The 17168-nt window shown below is 41.2% G+C and carries 15 protein-coding genes; 6 read left to right on the forward strand and 9 right to left on the reverse strand.

All coding sequences use genetic code 11. The features are described 5' to 3' along the window. A partial coding sequence (locus tag BM161_RS01545; protein ID WP_177206185.1) for an Hsp70 family protein occupies positions 1–915 on the reverse strand: 915 nt, incomplete at its 3' end. A 155-nt stretch (positions 916–1070) separates the two neighbouring features. Between BM161_RS01545 and rbr the strand changes: the two genes are divergently transcribed. Beyond that, positions 1071–1607, forward strand: a complete 537-nt coding sequence (gene rbr / locus BM161_RS01550; RefSeq protein WP_074929899.1) for a rubrerythrin — start codon at positions 1071–1073, stop codon at positions 1605–1607. A 101-nt stretch (positions 1608–1708) separates the two neighbouring features. Here rbr and BM161_RS01555 read toward each other — a convergent pair whose 3' ends face one another. Further along, entirely contained in the window at positions 1709–2563 is an 855-nt protein-coding gene (locus BM161_RS01555) for a hypothetical protein (RefSeq protein WP_074929900.1), read from the reverse strand. A gap of 99 nt (positions 2564–2662) precedes the next feature. Between BM161_RS01555 and BM161_RS01560 the strand changes: the two genes are divergently transcribed. Continuing rightward, positions 2663–3403: a uracil-DNA glycosylase family protein gene (locus tag BM161_RS01560; protein WP_074929901.1), complete on the forward strand. Its 741-nt coding sequence runs from the start codon at positions 2663–2665 to the stop codon at positions 3401–3403. A gap of 1 nt (position 3404) precedes the next feature. On the opposite strand, the gene BM161_RS01565 is transcribed toward BM161_RS01560, so the two are convergent. Further along, complete coding sequence (locus BM161_RS01565) at positions 3405–4439, reverse strand: MraY family glycosyltransferase (protein WP_177206186.1); 1035 nt, start codon at positions 4437–4439, stop codon at positions 3405–3407. A 175-nt stretch (positions 4440–4614) separates the two neighbouring features. Further along, positions 4615–5091 carry a glutathione peroxidase gene (locus BM161_RS01570; protein ID WP_143090474.1) on the reverse strand — a complete coding sequence of 159 codons (477 nt, stop codon included), beginning with the start codon at positions 5089–5091 and terminating at the stop codon, positions 4615–4617. 150 nt (positions 5092–5241) lie between these two features. On the opposite strand from BM161_RS01570, the gene BM161_RS01575 reads away from it, so the two are divergent. Together BM161_RS01575 and BM161_RS01580 are read left to right on the forward strand one after the other, a co-directional pair. After that, the gene (locus BM161_RS01575; RefSeq protein WP_074929903.1) at positions 5242–6720 is read left to right on the forward strand and encodes a phytoene desaturase family protein; all 1479 of its coding nucleotides are present in this window, start codon (positions 5242–5244) and stop codon (positions 6718–6720) included. A gap of 173 nt (positions 6721–6893) precedes the next feature. Continuing rightward, entirely contained in the window at positions 6894–7301 is a 408-nt protein-coding gene (locus tag BM161_RS01580; protein ID WP_074929904.1) for a hypothetical protein, read from the forward strand. A gap of 5 nt (positions 7302–7306) precedes the next feature. On the opposite strand, the gene BM161_RS01585 is transcribed toward BM161_RS01580, so the two are convergent. The 5 genes from BM161_RS01585 to ptsP all read right to left on the reverse strand — a co-directional run bounded on the left by BM161_RS01585 (position 7307) and on the right by ptsP (position 14539). Continuing rightward, positions 7307–8524: a small ribosomal subunit Rsm22 family protein gene (locus BM161_RS01585; RefSeq protein ID WP_074929905.1), complete on the reverse strand. Its 1218-nt coding sequence runs from the start codon at positions 8522–8524 to the stop codon at positions 7307–7309. A gap of 231 nt (positions 8525–8755) precedes the next feature. Then, positions 8756–10624: an NADase-type glycan-binding domain-containing protein gene (locus tag BM161_RS01595; RefSeq protein WP_074929907.1), complete on the reverse strand. Its 1869-nt coding sequence runs from the start codon at positions 10622–10624 to the stop codon at positions 8756–8758. A gap of 166 nt (positions 10625–10790) precedes the next feature. Further along, complete coding sequence (locus tag BM161_RS01600) at positions 10791–11114, reverse strand: MerR family transcriptional regulator (protein ID WP_074929908.1); 324 nt, start codon at positions 11112–11114, stop codon at positions 10791–10793. A gap of 51 nt (positions 11115–11165) precedes the next feature. Further along, a complete protein-coding gene (gene der, locus BM161_RS01605) occupies positions 11166–12719 on the reverse strand; it encodes a ribosome biogenesis GTPase Der (protein ID WP_083425630.1) in 1554 nt (517 codons plus the stop codon). Positions 12720–12823: 104 nt separating this feature from the next. After that, positions 12824–14539: a phosphoenolpyruvate--protein phosphotransferase gene (gene ptsP, locus BM161_RS01610; protein ID WP_074929909.1), complete on the reverse strand. Its 1716-nt coding sequence runs from the start codon at positions 14537–14539 to the stop codon at positions 12824–12826. Between the two features lie 22 nt (positions 14540–14561). Here ptsP and BM161_RS01615 point away from each other — a divergent pair, with 22 nt between their 5' ends. After that, on the forward strand, positions 14562–15419 hold the full coding sequence (locus BM161_RS01615; RefSeq protein ID WP_177206187.1) for a putative ABC transporter permease: 858 nt from the start codon (positions 14562–14564) through the stop codon (positions 15417–15419). A 99-nt stretch (positions 15420–15518) separates the two neighbouring features. Next, complete coding sequence (locus BM161_RS01620; RefSeq protein WP_074929911.1) at positions 15519–16922, forward strand: sodium-dependent transporter; 1404 nt, start codon at positions 15519–15521, stop codon at positions 16920–16922. The last annotated feature ends 246 nt before the right edge of the window (positions 16923–17168 follow it).

Below are 17168 nucleotides of genomic sequence, written 5' to 3' on the forward strand. Positions count from 1 at the left end.
CTCTGTAGATTCAGTATCGTCTGGGATGTCGAAGTCCATGTCTGGGAGTGCTGATTCTTCTGTAACGTCAGTTTCCTCAGTTGTTTCAGTATCCTCTGGTAAATCAAAATCCATGTCTGGGAGAGAAGTATCTTCTTCTGAAATTGTTTCATCAGGTGAGATTTCTTCATCTGATATGATGGTATCATCAGAAGATTCAGTAACAACTTCCTCTGTATTTTCATTCTCTTCTGGAATATCAAAATCCATATCAGGAAGAGCACTTTCTTCAACCGCTTCAGACTCAGTAACAACTTCTTCTTCAGATTCTGTGCCTATCTCTTCGCTCACAGGTTCTTCTTCAACTATTGGTTCATCAACTGCAGTTTCGTCGAAAACAGGTTCGCCTGCATCACTTTCTTCGGTAACATCAACTTCTGGTTCAGGCTCTTCTGTAGTTTCTTCTTCATCATCTTTATTGCGAAGTGCTGCAGCTGCTGCAAGAAGTCCGCCTGCTACGGCTGCACCTGCAACTGCGGCGCCCACACCATTATTTTCTGCTGTATCATTAATATCATATTCATCTGTTACAAGGCGCTCTTCAAGCGTTCTTGAAACAAGGGTGATGGTTGTGTTGCTTTCATTACCAGTTTCGCTGTCTATAATTCTGGCAGAAAGCTGATTATCTTCATCAATAGAAACATTAAATTTGATTTCTGCCTCGCCGTTTGGATGTGCTACGAGGTTTTCAATCTGGAGTGAATCAACATATTCGGCATCTTCCATAGAACAGGTAGCAGAACGATACAAATCAACCATAACTTTTGTCTGGTTGTTGTGAGCGGTTGTAAGCTCCAGCTGCTTTTCTGAAGGAGTATTGTCTTCTAGAACCGGATAAAATGAGCCGTCTGCAAGTTTGATACCTATAGTTTTCATAAATCTTCCTCTATTATATCGTAAAACATCTGCCGTCAGTTTTCAAGTGCTAAAATTAAATAACAGATTTTTCCATTTACAACTGAAGGTTTTCAGATTATATTGGATATTATAATATCACTGGTCGTCTATCGACGGCTTTTATAGGAGCATTTATGAATATCAAAGGTACCCAGACAGAAAAAAATCTGCAGACAGCTTTTGCAGGCGAATCACAGGCTCGCAATAAGTATACATATTTTGCCAGTCAGGCTAAAAAGGAAGGCTATGAACAGATTGCAGCTATCTTCCTTGAGACTGCTGAAAATGAAAAAGAGCACGCAAAAATGTGGTATAAGCTGCTCAACGATGGTGTAGGAACTACTCCAGAAAACCTTAAGGCAGCTGCTGACGGCGAAAACTATGAATGGACAGATATGTACGACGGTTTTGCTAAAACAGCTCGCGAAGAAGGCTTTGAATATATTGCTAAGCTTTTTGAAGGTGTTGCTGCTATTGAAAAGCATCACGAAGAGCGCTATCGCAAACTTCTTAAGAATATTGAAGATAAGCTTGTATTCTCAAGCGAAGGCGATGCTATCTGGCAGTGCCGCAACTGTGGTCATATTGTAATTGGAAAAGAAGCTCCAAAAGTATGCCCGGTTTGTGCTCATCCACAGGCATATTTCCAGATTGAAGCTCAGAACTACTAATTTTCTGTAAGCAATAAAAAAAAGCCCGGTGGTTTGATATGTACCATCGGGCTTTTGTGTTTAACAGGTGGCTTCGACAAGTTCAACCACCGGGTTATATCTTATTTAGCGTCAGCGCTTCCGCCAACATATTCGAATGTATATTCAGACATAGCAGTTAATTCATTAACTGTTGTTCCGAACTTTTCTGCTACAGAGTATTCAGAAACCTTGTTAGCATTTCCCTTTGCATCATACTTAATAAGAGTTCTCTTTGTTACCTGCTTGTTTGCATCATAAGTTGTAATTTCAGAAAGTGAACCATTTGTTGCATAGCGGAAAACCATTGAACTCTGAGTTCCAGCAAATGCATCGTACTTTGCAATTGTGTCGATTGCTCCAGAATCTGTGTAGTTATACTCAAGCTTTTCACCAAGTGAACCGTCCGGGTTATATTCATTTACAGAAGCAATGCGGTTGTTGTCATCATATTTGTAAATTGTCTTCCAGATTAATGCACCTTCGCCATCATAGCTTGATTCATCTGCAAGAAGATTGTTTTCATAAGTGTAGATTGTGCGGGCACGGAGATTACCTTTTCTGTCATATTCAGAAGCATCTACTTTAAGGCCATTCTTATATGCGTAGGTGTTCTTCCATACAACTTCACCGTCTGCACTTGTGCAAAGCTGTTCAACAAGGTTTCCGGCAGTATCGTAAGTTGTAGAGATTGTATTGATTACAGCATCCTTTGGGGTAAGTTCTGAAGAAGTTGTTTCCTTGCCGTTAGAGTCAAAAATATGCATGATTTTTGAGCTTGGAGTTCGGTAGAGAGTTCCAAAGCGTGTTGCAATTGTAAAGTCTGTTTCAGTATAGGCTTTTACGTTTCCAGTGATTGGTGCGTATTTAAAGATATCTGCTGCAAAAAGCGAGAGGCTAAGACCGGCAGTAAGTGCAAATGCGAGAAGTTTTTTCATAAATCCTCCAGATAATATGTTTTATTCAATATTTGCTTATGCAATGGTTATATTCTATACTATAATCCTTGAAAAGTAAAAAGAAAAAGGTAAGCGGATATGACAGAAGCACAGTGGAAATATTTTGTAGATTTCAAAGAGGATTTAAAGCGTAAAATTGCAGAATGGACTGCCGCTGCTCCACAATTAACTGAACTTCAAAAAGAAGCAGCAAAACTTGCCAATAATCCAGAATATTCTTTTGAAACTCCTGTTGTTTATAACCGTGCATTGGATGAAGTTACTCCAGAAGACGAAATAAAACTCATTGTAATTGGAGATAATCCTGGAAAAGACGAGCAGTTGTCCAAAAATAACCGCTATCTGGTAGGCCAGGCAGGAAAAATTGCAGAAGGCTACTTCCGCCGGAATCCTGAACTTGGGGTAGATTTCCGTAAAAATGTCATTATTCTGAATAAAACTCCGGTTCACAGTGCAAAAACCGCTCAACTAAAGACAATTGCAAAGCTTGGCGGCTCAGAAATTGCAGATCTGATTCAAAAATCACAAATCTGGATGGCAGAAAAAACTGCAGCGCTTCATGCGGCTTTGGGAACGGAGCTGTGGCTGGTAGGTTATTCAGAACTTAAAGATAAAGGGATTTTCTGTGCATATCGCGACACTCTCAAGGCAAGCTGTACAAAAGAAGCCTGGGAACGCGTATATGTTTTCCAGCATTTTTCTATGAACCGCTTTTCAATTGATCTTGGAGATTATATAAAGGCTGCAAAAAAAGAAAACGCCCCGCTGGAATCTAACATTCACGAGCTGGGCGTTCTTCACAGAAACGAAATCTTTTAATTTACGAGTTTTCCTCTGTACTATCAGGGGACTTAGTTTCGGCAGTATGATTTTTTGCCTCATTCAACTGCTTTGCAATAACGGCGCGGTTTGTGTAATGAACAAAACTGAAGAACAAAGTTACAAATGCAGTTGATTCAAGCAAAAGTGCCATTCCGCGTTTTGCACCAAGGAAATAAGAAATAACTACAGAGCCGCACAAGAGAACCTGTAAAAAGCAGAGCAGATAAAGTGCGCTCTTTTTTGAATAGCCCATATTAAGAAGCTTATGATGAAGATGTGAGCGGTCTGGAGACATAATAGGCTTTTTGTCTCTCAAACGTCTCCAGATTGCAGCAATTGTGTCGAAAACAGGGAAGGCTGTAATCACAATCATAATAAGGAACTTGTTATATTCAAAAACGCTGTCTGAACAAAAGAGCGGGAATACTGCAATCATAAATCCAAGGAACTGACTTCCTGCATCGCCCATAAAAAGCTTTGCCGGTGGCCAGTTAAAGCAGAGGAAACCGAGAATTGAAGCGGCAAGAATAAAGCAGAGAGTTGCTTCTGGGTTTCCTGTAAGTGAATAAAGAACTCCAAGAGTGATGATTGTTGTGATAGAGAAGCTTCCACAAAGGCCATCAAGTCCATCAATCAGATTGTAAGCGTTAATTACTCCAAGAATCCAGCAAAAAGAAAGGATAAAGCTGATTGGAAGAGGAAGAGTCCATCCAAAAATCTGCTTAAAACGAAAACCGTTCAGAACAACAATAGAAACTGCAATAAGCTGTACGATAAGTTTAGCAAGTGCTGGAAGTGTAAGAAGATCATCAAGCAGAGCAAAGATGAATACAATAGTACCTGCAATAAGGATTGGGAGAATATGATTAAAATTGTCTTCCTTGTTAATAAGTATAAAAGCCAGGGAAGAAATTATAAATGCACAGAAAATTCCCACTCCGCCAAGACGAGGTATATTTCCACTATGGATTTTTCTTGAATTCTGATAATCATACAAACTGAATTTCTTACAAATAAGTATGATTAAAGGCATAGAGACTATAGATAAAATGCCAGCGAGGGCAATATATAGACTTTGAGACATATTATGAAAATTATATAGTAAAGAAACTAAAAGTCAAGCGAGTGGGAAATTGAAATCCCTGGCCTAGCAGTCCAGAAGGGAAGGGAGGTGAGAACTGCCCCGGCTAGGGAAGAGGTTTCGGGTATTAAGCTAAAGCGTTTTTAACAAAGGCTTCAATGCTTTCTGGTGTTTCAGTTGGACCAAAGCGCTTGATAACTGTTCCATCTTTTCCAACGAGGAATTTTGTGAAATTCCATTTGATTCTTGATGAGAACAATCCGCCTTTCTTGCTCTTAAGATATGTATAAAGTGGATCTTCGTTCTTGCCGTTTACATCAATCTTTGCAAACTGAGGGAAGGTAATTCCAAAGCGTCCTGTACAGAAAGTATGAATATCATCATCTGAACCAGGAGCCTGATTTGCAAACTGATTACAAGGGAAATCAAGAATTTCAAAACCCTTGTCTTTGTAAGTATCGTACAGCTTCTGCAATCCTGTGTACTGAGGAGTGAAACCACAACCGGTAGCTGTATTTACAATCAAAAGAACCTTGCCTTCGTAGTCCTTAAGGGCAACTTCTTTTCCATCTCTTGACTTCACGAAAATGTCATAAATATTCATATTTTACCTCGCTTGTGTATAATTATATTGTGTACAATTTATCTAACAATTTGAATATACAATATTATTTCAAAAATGTCAAATAAATTGTGCACAATTTATTCATTTTTTCTTGCTTTTAATTGATTTGATATGTTAAAATTATGTTATATGAGTAAGGTTGTAGTTATTGGGGCCGGAATTTCTGGTCTTTCTGCGGGAATTTATGCTGTACGAGCTGGTTTTGATGTAACAATTCTGGAGCAGCACAATATTCCGGGTGGACTTTCCACCAGCTGGAGCCGAAAAGGCTACTATTTTGAAGGTGGAATGCACTGGCTCACAGGCTCAAGTCCGAAAATGCCATTGAACAAAGTGTGGCGCGAAGTTGGAGCGCTGCAGGACAACAATCCAATTGAATTAAGAGATCCTCTTTACAATATAATAGATGAAAATGGTAAGGTTTTAAGCCTTTACCGCTTCCTGCCTCAGATGGAAAAGGCTCTCATTGAATATGCACCTGAGGACAAGCACATGATTAAAAAGATGTGCCGTGCTGTAAAAGACTTTACGAATTTCCATATGCCGGTTTTTGATACCAGAGGCTGTAAGTGCAGAAACCCGGTACCCGTTAATCTGGTTGAATTAATGAAGATGCTTCCGGCTGTACTTCGTGTTCCATATCTTACAAACACAAGTTATATGGAATATATTGCAAAATTTAAGAATAAAAATCTGCGACATCTTTTGGGAAGTGTTATCGGTTACAGATATAATGCACTTTCCTTCATATATACACTCGGTTCATTTGCAAGCGGTGACTGCGGTTACCCGGAAGGCGGTTCAATCCGCATGGCAAACAATATGCTCGAAACCTATAAGGCTCTTGGTGGAAAAATTGAGTTCCGTACAAAGGTTGAAAATGTCCGTGTTGAAGATTATATGGTAAAGGGCGTAGTAACTAATAAGGGTGATTTTGATGCAGATGCAGTAATTGTTACTCAGGATGCCCGTGCAGCTGTTGATAATCTTTTTGATACAATGATTGATGAGCCTTGGGTAAATACTATGCGCCACGAGGCTGTTACTGAGCAGAATATCTTTATTGGTATGGGTGTTAAGGCTGATTTGTCACGCTTGCCTTACTGCTGTGTATTCCCTCTGGAAAAGCCTTTTGAATATGCGGGCTGCAAATGGAATGAGCTTCGCATCTACAATTATTCAAAATATAAAGAGCATGCGCCGGAAGGCTGTACTTCGCTCACCTGTCTTTTGATTGGCGAAAGTTATTATTTCTGGAAGGCAGCTAAGAACGACGGAACTTATAAAGATAAAAAGAAAGAACTTGGAGATTTGTTCATAAAAGAACTTTCTAAGTTTATTCCTGAAGTAGGTTCTGATCTTGAAGTGATTGATGTTGCAACTCCTTGTACCTATGAGCGCTATACCGGTTCTTATGAAGGCAGCTGGATGAGTGTTTGGGAGAAGGGTGGAAAGCAGTATAACTATCCGCAGACTCTGGACTCAATCTGGGGTGTTTACTTTGCCGGCCAGCGCATTCAGATGCCGGGCGGTCTCCCGATTGCAGTTTACACGGGAAGACAGGCCGTTCAATTCCTCTGCCGCGACACTGGCGTGGAGTTTGTGTAAGCCTACAATCGAAGAACCGTTAAAAGAACGGCTCAGAGGCAAGCTGTGCTTGCCGACCTTCGGTTCTTTTTCTTGAAAAACTTCTAAACTGTGATAGAATAATATTAATAATACAAAAACGTTTTCGAAGAGAGTTAAACAAAAAAAACTAACCCAATAAAAGGAGTGATTTTATGGGAAAAAAGAGTAGCTTGCCACTTATTTATTTAATTGGTATGGCATTGGTTGCAATTGGATTCTTCTGTCCAATGTTTAAGGGTCTGTTCGGTTCTTCAGCAAATGGATTTGATTTTATCAGTAATGCTAAAGAGGGCGGATTTGTTGCAATTGGCTCTATTTTGATTATTGCAGGAGCAATCGCAGGTATTGTTGCTTGTTTTGTTCCACAGCTCAAAGGCCTTAAATTGATTTTTGCTCTTTGTGTTCTCGCAGGTGCAATTATTCTTATCATCGGATTCCTTACAAATGGTGGAATTTATAAGGCAATTGGTAAGCAGCTTCTTAAGAGAGCAATGTTCGGCTTCTACATGGTAGTAGTTGGTATTGTACTCGGAGTTTGCGGAGCAGTTACTGGTAAGTAATTTATCTAAATCTCTATAATTACGGCACCGGATTTTTCGTCCTTTGGAAGAGAATCCGGTGTTTTTATTTTAACCTGAATCAGGTCGCCTGATTGCGGACGGAACGGTGGCTTTGGAAGCTTTTTGTTGTTTTCGTCCGGCAGCCTAACGAGAGCGAGTCCAAAGCGTGTGCAGGCGTAGTAACCGCACATATAGTTTGGCAGGCGGAGCTTGTCTGAGGCGATGCGGATGCTGGTGGTGTCAGGAGATGCTGAAACAAGTTCAGCATGACCATGTTCCACCGCAATAAAACTCAGTGTAGCTCTTTCCTTTGGCAGCTTTGCTGCAACCGAAAGTTTCTGAAGTTTTGCCGGTGCATCTTCTGTACTGAAGGCAAAATTACACCACTTATTTTTACTTCCTGTATAAGCTTTAAAGCCGCTCATAGGACATTCTTCTGCGTGAGGACAAGGAGCAGCAATTGTGCGGCCGTCTTTTATAAAACGTGTACGGAGCAGGCTGAGAGTTCGGGCTGCTTTTGGGACGCCCGGTTCAACCAGGAGAACTCCGGCATCATTTTCGCAGTAACGCTGAATCTGCTCGTAATATTTCTTAGTTGTAAACTCAGGAGGCATATCACTTGCCTGGTCGAGTTCATTAAACATGTTTGCGCAGGTGAGGAAGTTTGCCTTCTGTTTGATTGTAGTTCCGAAAGCACCTTTTACGCGGACAATGTGCCATGGCTCTTCGCCGGTGCAGGCAGCAATCGAAAGGAATATATCTTCACCGAGTGCCATTGAGTTTGCAGAGACGTCGAGGCAGTACCAGGTAAGCTTAAGTTTTCTGAGTTCCGGGCGTGCAAGCCAGAGCGCGGTAACAACTGTGAGCGGGCCGCTTCCGAGGTCCAGACAGGTACAGTCGCTTGTCGGGAAAACTGTGGCCGGGATATTTGCAAAAAGACGTGTTAAGCGTACGAGATTCCACCAAGTATAATAGCGTACATAAGAACTCAGCTGAATATTATCGTTCATGTAGCCAAGGCGGCGGCTTGCACGGTCATCTGTAAGCTGGTGAGAAAGATTTCTTATATTTTCCGGCAGCTGCTGAAGCTGGCGGCTGTTGAGCGGACGCACTCCCTGAATTATTTCGTCAAAGGAATTAAGAATATTTGTTGTCTCGCGTGTGAGCGAGCCGGTATCAAAAAGAGAAGTTATCAATTTTGAAGATGTGTTTTCTTTGTTCATATTAATCTCTTATATTTAAGGACTATCAGAGTAGTCCAATAAGTGTAGTCATGCTGAACTTGTTTCAGCATCTCTTTTATATTTGTCCCTAAAACTAGTCCAGGGTGACTTGATAGTCTGTCATTCTGAACTTGTTTCAGAATCAGGCTGACATGATTGTAAATACGATAACAATTGGTTGTACCGCAGCTGGCTTGCCCCATTGTTGGCTACGATCCTCTATTATACGTTTTATCTCTCACTCTCTTTCTTGTTAACTTCTACAGAAGTTATGCAGGTATCCTGATATTTTGTTCCTTTATAAACTTCAAGAATTGTAAGTCTTATATGCTTTACATCATTAGGAAGAATAATCTGTGTAAACTCAATTTCATCCCTAAACTCAAATTCTTTTTTGATGCCGGTATCAGTTTCAAGAAGTGCTTTTTTGATGCGGTTATTTTCTTTGAAAAGATGTGGTTTTAAAGGATCAACATAGCCATTAAGTATGCGGATATCTAATGGCAACCCTTGTCCATTTCCTTTCGGATAAGTAGTATCAAATTCAAAACTTTCACCAATTCCATCACCTTTCTTGCCTTCAACCCAAGGATGTATCTGAGAACTCCACGATGTTACATCTCTTCTTGCCATCATATTATAGATTTTACCAGTGTTTCCGGCTTCATAAGAAATCTTGCCCTCTTTCAAATATGACGAAGCTTGGTAAGCTTCAATGTTATTGCCATTATTGTGGAGAAATGAAGGTTCTGAAAAATATTTACCAACGGCTTCTTTATCATCCTTAAGGAATTCTGTTTTATGTGCAAAAAATGCATAGCGGAATGTATTCGGTTCGGACATCCACCCCCATTTATCATCATCTTCATTTACTTTGGCAGTATAGGTATCAATAATAGTAAAATGATGTTCCATGTTCTCATCAAAAAGCTTCAGATGTTTGTATCCGTATTCGTCAATATACATGTCTGCATTCTGAGAATCATATTTTTTTCCTTGAAGAGTAAAAGTAAGGGTAACGAAACGACTGTTTGAATCTTCTGCGGTAGCGGTAGATATTGAACCATAAGTATCTAACCAATAGTGATCTTTGTTGAGAAGATTTTTTGTCTTTTTTACAGTTTCTGTTTTTTCATAAATTGAAGAGTTTCCTAATGGCTGTGAAACGTATTCAAAATATTTTTCAAAAAGTGCGGTATCATCAGAATATGTACATGTGGCTTTGTAGTCTTCAAAATTTCTTGATTCCCTATCATTGTTCGATTTTTCGCGTATATCTTCAACCATTGCAGCGATACATGTATCCTGATATTTTGTTCCCTTATAAACATCAAGAATTGTCAGTCTTACTGATTTTGACGGCTTTGATAGTTTAAGGTAATTGAAGTAAACCTTGTCGTCAAAATCCATGATGTATTCCAACTTGTTCTCAATGTCTTCAACCCTAAGTTTTTTAACCCGGCTGTTTTCCTTAAAAAGTTTCATGTTTTGAATGTCAGCATATCCGTTAAGGATTGAAAATCCATAAACTTGATTTTTAAACTCGATGGATATCGTTTCGTTAATTCCGTATCCTTTAACTCCTTCGACCCACGGAATATGGGAATAGTTCCACCAGTATGGATGGCAACGGCAGCCGGTTTCAAATGCCCTGAAAAGATTGATAGGTGAGTAAACAATATCATGCCCGTATTGAGTTTCTTTTAAACTGGAAGAGGCTGAAATGGACTTAACATTATAGTCATAGAAGGGTGTGTACTCGCCTGTTGTGTTTTCTGAATTGGAATATTTGTCATATACATTTTTTCCGTCTGTTCGAAAGTTTGCAAAAAGCTGCTTCTTATTTTGACCGTCAATAATAAGAGCCTGTCGTCCATTAAAAGTCAGTTTCAAGAATCCGTCTTTATCATAGGCAAGAAGCTTTCTGTCCAATTTCATCATTTTCTTTTCATAAGGCAGCATAAAATAAATTTCGCTGTCGTTAAAGAAAAGAACAGATTCATCTTCTTCTCCAAGAGTAATCTGATGTATTGAATCTGCAAAAACAGAAATGACACTAATTATATAAACAATAAATATAATTAAAATTCTTTTATTCATTTTTTTCTCCAACGAAGCGGCTCAGTGAGCCGTCTGTATAATACATTCTATATAGCCAAATCTTTCCATTCTGGATTTGTTTGTCATAAAATAAACATATCCTTTTTCTGGCATGTTTACTCCTTTGAATGAGATGCTGACACAAGTTCAGCATGACGACTACTATTTAGGATGACGTGTTCTTATTTGACAATCCTACGTATAAATCTGTTAATATCTGCCGGCAGTCGCGGATCTGGCTGATGAGGTCGGCGTTGTCCTGGACGGCCTGGGCTTCTTCGATAATCTGGCGGCCGGCACCTTCGGCTGTGAACTTCTTTTCGGTTATCAGATATTTGAGGCGAAGGATAAGGTCTACCTCGCGCTGTGAGTAGAGACGGCGGCCGGACATATCTTTTCTTGGGGTGAAGCCTGGAACGACTTCTTCCCAATAGCGGAGAACATGGGCTTTTACACCTGTTAAATCCTCGATTTGTCCGATTGTGTACATCTACTCTCCTATGATGGTGGTTTCGATACGGCTGCGCCTACTCAACTACCGTTACCGTTCGCGGTCTTCCCACTTCTGGCGGCTGCCTTTGAACTCTACCTGAACCGGAATCATGTCGTAACCAAGGTCTTCGCGGATGCGGTTTTTGAGGTAGGTTACGTATGGCTCTGGTACAACTTCCGGTCTTGTTGCAAAAATGATGAATGAAACAGGGTTTACACTCTGCTGAGTCATATAGCGGATTTTGAAGTGAGCAGTCTTACTTGCTGGTGGCGGATATCTCTCCAGCCAGTCCTGAAGGGCATTGTTCAACGATGAAGTTCCAATCTTCTTAGTAAGCTGACCGTACATTTCAATTGCAGTATTCAGCAAATCTTTAATACCCTTACCTTCGAGGGCACTAAGAGGAAGAATTGGGGCAAAATCCATATGAGCAAACATGATGTTCATCCATTCGCGAACAGACTTAATTGCCTTATTGTCCTGCTCTTCGCGCAAATCCCATTTATTCAAAACAAAGATGATTCCACGGCCCTTTTCAAAGGCAAGCGAACAGATTTTTTTATCCTGCTCGGCAAGACCTTCCACCGCATCAATCATCAGAAATACAACATCGCATTCGTCCAGGGTTTTAATGGCGCGGTTTACAGAATAGTATTCAACGTCATCATGAACGCGGGCCTTACGACGAATTCCCGCAGTATCCAAAACCTTAAAGCGGCGGCCGGCATACTCAAACTCACCTTCCACAACGTCGCGGGTAGTTCCGGCGTAGTCGCAGACAATAGAGTTCTCCGAGTGAGTCAGGCGGTTCGAAAGGGTAGATTTTCCAGTATTTGGCTTACCCAAAATCGCAACTTTAATCGGGCGGTCCGAGCTGAGCACCTGAACCTTGCTGAAGTTGCAGCGGCTTGTAATAGCGTCTGCGAGGTCGCTGATATGGTCACCGTGCTCTGCCGAAATCAGCATAAGCTCGTTAAAACCATACTGTGCATAGTTCCAGGCTTCGGCTTCGTTCTTGCCGCCTTCAGTTTTATTTACTGCAGCAATCAGTTTTTTCCAGTATGGACGCATTTTGATGATGAACTCTTCGTCTTCTCCGGTAATTTCGCCGGCATCGAGAAGGAGAATTACAACATCAGCTTTATCAATCATGTCGAGGGAGCGTTCAACAACGTAGTCGTCGAGCTCGGCTTCTTTTGTTCCAATATCGCGGGTAAGCTTGTATCCACCGGTATCAACAAGGTGAACCGGTTTTCCGTTAATAATTGCAGTTGCTTCAACAGGGTCGCGGGTAACACCAGGCTGATCGTTTACAATAGCTACGCGGTGGTGCAAAAAGCGGTTGAAGAGTGTTGATTTTCCAACGTTAGGGCGGCCGGCAATTACAACGAGAGGGAGGCCGTCATATTCGGCATCTTCAGGATTAACGTCGCCGGTTGCGGTTACTGTGCCGTCCGGAGCCACGGTAATTCCGTTTACTGCGCCAGGCGTAATAAAATCAGATTCTTCGGCGCGAGCCTTTTCTGCGGCCTTCTGTTTTTTCTCTTCTAACGCCTCTTCTTTTGGACGTGAGAAGTCAGGTTTATTCTTTTTCTTTGCCATGTTTGTCCTTTTACAGTTATTACGGTGGTTGAGCTTGTCGAAACTACCGCAGATTTCGGATTTGTTGAGTTCTGCGGTGATTTCGACAGGCTCAATCACCGTATTTACAGGTTATTTAAGTGTTTAGCCGAAATTGCTTCGAGTTCGGCGATGGTGAATCTTGAAAGCAGTTCCTTTGTACTTGAAATCAGCTTTGGACTCATACTCAAAGTTCTGATTCCCATTCCGGCAAGTACCATCACACTGTCCTGACGGCCTGCCATTTCACCGCAGACAGCCAGAGGAATATTGTTTTCATTTGCAGAACGAACAGTCATTTCAATCAATCTTAAAACTGCAAGACTGAATTCGTTGTAGAGTCCGCTTACGTGCGGATTTTCGCGGTCAATTCCGAGAGTATACTGTGTAAGGTCGTTTGTACCAAGACTAAAGAAGTCGCTAACCTTGCTCAGACAATCAGAAATAAGAGCCGCAGCTGCCGTCTCAATCATAATACCAACAGGGGTGTCTTCCTGGAAAGGAATTTTTTCTGCCGCAAGTTCCTGCTTTACAACATTTACCAGTTCAAGACATTCTTTTACCTGGTCCACACTTGTGATAAGAGGGAACATGATTTCGAGATTTCCGTAAACGCTGGCGCGGTACAAAGCACGAAGCTGAGTTTTCAGAATATTTGGATATTCAAGACTAAGGCGAACAGCACGCAAGCCCATTAGAGGGTTCTTTTCTTCGATGGCTGGAAGGTCAACCGAGTTGATAAGCTTATCACCACCGGCATCGAGGGTACGGATAGTAACAGGCTTATCACCCATAATCTGAAGAACGCTCTTGTAGGCTTCAAACTGAGTCTGTTCACTGAATGAACGGGCAGCGGCATTAAGCGAAGCACCGCTCTGTGCCATGTAAAGGAACTCGGTACGGAAAAGACCAATACCATCTGCACCTTCGGCAAGCGCAATTTCGGCCTCTTCTGGAGTACCAATGTTTGCAAGGAGCTTAAAGCGGGTTCCGTCTTTTGTAACGGCCGGCTTTGTGAGGAAGGAGCGAAGGCTAAGCTTTCTCTGATATTCCTCACGAATCTTTGCTTTATATTCTTCTATTGTATTACGGTCAGGACTAACAAGGATTTCAGCATCCTTACCGTCAATAATTACAGTTTCACCGTTGCGAACTTTTTTGCTGATTTCTTCAAGGCCTACAACTGTTGGAATGCCGTAGTTGCGGGCAAGAATTACCACGTGACTGGAAACACCACCTTCACTAAGAGCAAGACCAGCAATTTTTCTTTTACTAAGGATGATTGTGTCGGCAGAACTGAGGGAAGTAGCCAGAATTACTGAGCCATCCGGAACGCTATTGATATCAAAAGGATGAATATCTAGCATTTCGTCGAGGACGCGGCCGAATACATCTGTAATATCCTGGGCACGCTCAGAAAGGTAATAGTTTCCGGCCTGGCGAAGCTTTGCGGCGTACTCTTCGGCCTTAAACTGAACGGTATATTCTATATTAAAGAGTTCTTTTTCATAAAACTCGTGGACTTCCTGTTTAAAAACCGGGTCCTCAAGCATAAGGATGTAGGTCTCAAAAACTTCGCGCTGAGCTTTATCACGATCGCTGGTTTTGGAAAGTGAATCCAGATGTTCAGAAAGGCTCAGAGTGACTGTCTGAACAGCAGCTTCAAAACGAGACCAGCCTCTGTTTATCTGATCAATATTGATGTGATGCTGCGGGATGGCGCGTTTTACCGGGTCTGGAATTACAAAAGCGGTTCCAATACCAGTTCCGTCGGCCGCAGGGATTCCGAGAAATACTTCCATAAATTTGAATTATAATAGAAAAGTGATTATATTTAAAGATATGAATATGATGCCTGTTTACGAGCTGCCTTTTAAGGCCGCTTTCTTAATCTTCATTATGTTTAGTATGGTTGGCTGGATTTCCGAAGTTCTTTATGTCGGAATTTTCCACGAACACAAATTTGTAAACCGCGGTTTTTTATACGGCCCTTTGTGTCCTGTTTATGGTTTTGGCGGAGTTGTGATTTTGCTGTTGCCGCCAGTTCTCTATGAGACCTGGATACCTTTGTTTTTAGCATCTATGGTCTTATGTACTATCGTTGAATATTTTGTCAGCTGGTTTATGGAAAAAATGTTTCACGCCCGCTGGTGGGATTATTCACACTACAAGTTTAATATTAAAGGACGTATTTGCCTCTTGAATTCTGTTTTGTTCGGATTTATGGGGCTTGGTGTAATCCGCTTTGTTTACCCTCAGATGCTTCGCTTTCTGAACTGGCTTGGTGACTTTGTAGTTATGGTTTCTGCCGATACAATTGGTGTAATTCTTACTATAGATATCTTCTTTACCGTTCGTAAGCTTGTTGATTTCAGCTCGACAATGGAAAAAATCAAAGAATTTGGCGAAAGCTTGCGTGATCATTATGGTAATGAAACATGGTTCCGCAGTGAAAGTATTGAAGAAATGCTGGCTTCTGTAAAAGAACATGCCGCAGAGGGTAAAGACCTTATCAATCAGAGTATTCTCGAAAAAATTGACCGCATTCAGAATGCCCGCCATACCGCTGCCGAAAGCTTTATGGCTCACTTCCCAACAATGAAGAGTATTCAGTACAAGGACGAGTTTGAACATTTGAAGAGCCGTGTAAAAGCCCGCGTAAAAGCACATTTGGGAAAATAAGCTGTCCATGCCGTCAGGGGGTGAAAGTAAAACTATCACCCTTGACGATTTATCCTGTTTCTATATAAAATAACATGATATTAAAAACAGGAGTTTGATATGGGCGAGCAGAATCGCGAAAATCTTGGTAGCAGACTTGGATTCCTTCTTTTGTCTGCTGGTTGTGCTATTGGTTTGGGAAATGTATGGCGTTTCCCTTATATTACTGGACGCTACGGTGGAGCAGCTTTTGTTTTGATTTATCTGGCATTCCTTGTAATTCTTGGATTGCCTGTAATGATTTGTGAATTTGCTGTTGGCCGCGCTTCAAAAAAGAGTATGGCTGCAGCTTTTGAACAGCTTGAGCCTGCCGGAACTAAGTGGCACTGGTATAACGGTTTTGCAGTTGCTGGTAACTATCTTTTGATGATGTTCTATACAGTCGTTTCTGGATGGTTCCTTAAATACTTCTTCCAGATGATTAGCGGAAAATTCGTTGGTCTTTCTGGCGATGATATTGTAAATGTTTTTGTAAATGAGACTGTAGGAAATCCTAAGACACTTTTAATCTGGATGGTTGTTGTAATCGTAATCGGATTTGGTGCCTGCTTCCTCGGACTTCAGAAGGGTGTTGAACGCATCACAAAAATCATGATGTCTGCACTTTTTGTAATTATGGTTGGTCTTGCAATCTACGTTGCTTTCATTCCTGGAAGTGGTGCAGGTTATGCTTTCTACCTCAAGCCAGACTTTAAGGCTTTGGTAAGCGGTGAGCATGGACTTTGGGATACAATTTATGCTGCTATGGGACAGGCCTTCTTCACATTGAGCCTTGGTATTGGTTCTATGGAGATTTTCGGTTCTTACATCGACAAAAAGCATTCTTTGACTGGTGAAGCAGTTCGCGTTATTGGTCTTGATACTTTTGTTGCTATCTGTGCCGGCCTTATCATCTTCCCTGCATGTGCTGCTTTCAATGTAGAAGCTTCTTCTGGTGCTGGTCTTGCATTTATGTCTCTTCCAAACGTATTTAATTCAATGGGACCTGTAGCAGGCCGTATCGTTGGTGGATTCTTCTTCCTGTTCATGAGCTTTGCAGCTCTTTCTACTGTAATTGCAGTATTTGAAAATATCGTAGCATTCCCAATGGACCGTTTTGGCTGGAGCCGCCGCAAGTCTGTACTTATCAACTTTGTAGCAATTCTGATTCTTGCAACTCCTGCTGCTCTTGGTATGAATGTATGGTCTGGCGTTCACTTTGGTTCACACATCGGATCAATTGATGCTCTTGAAGACTTTATTGTAAGCCAGAACCTTCTTCCACTTGGTTCTTTGATCTTCCTCTGCTTCTGTATGCACAAGAAGGGATGGGGCTGGGATGGCTTTATTGCTGAAGCTGATACAGGAGATGGACTTAAGTTCCCTAAGAACAAGGTTGTTCAGTTCTATCTCAAGTGGATTGCTCCAGTAATCATTCTTGTAGTATTCGTTGCCGGATATTTCGATATTTTCGGTGCAAAATAACCGAAACATTTTCATATTGGACAAAACGCTGTCACCCCGAACTTGTTTCGGGGTCTCATAAATAGATCCTGAAACAAGTTCAGGATGACTTAATTTTTCAACAGGCACTTCGGTAAATTCTCTGAATTCCCCGGGGTGCCTGTTTTTTTATAGACAAATTATAAAAAAGTGTTATATTTTATCCCGTCTAAAATAAAGTTAATAGAGAATTCAGCCGAAAATAGAAGTTGAATTAGAATCTCTATT

This window comes from Treponema bryantii (assembly GCF_900113965.1).
Taxonomy (GTDB): Bacteria; Spirochaetota; Spirochaetia; order Treponematales; family Treponemataceae; genus Treponema_D; species Treponema_D bryantii_A.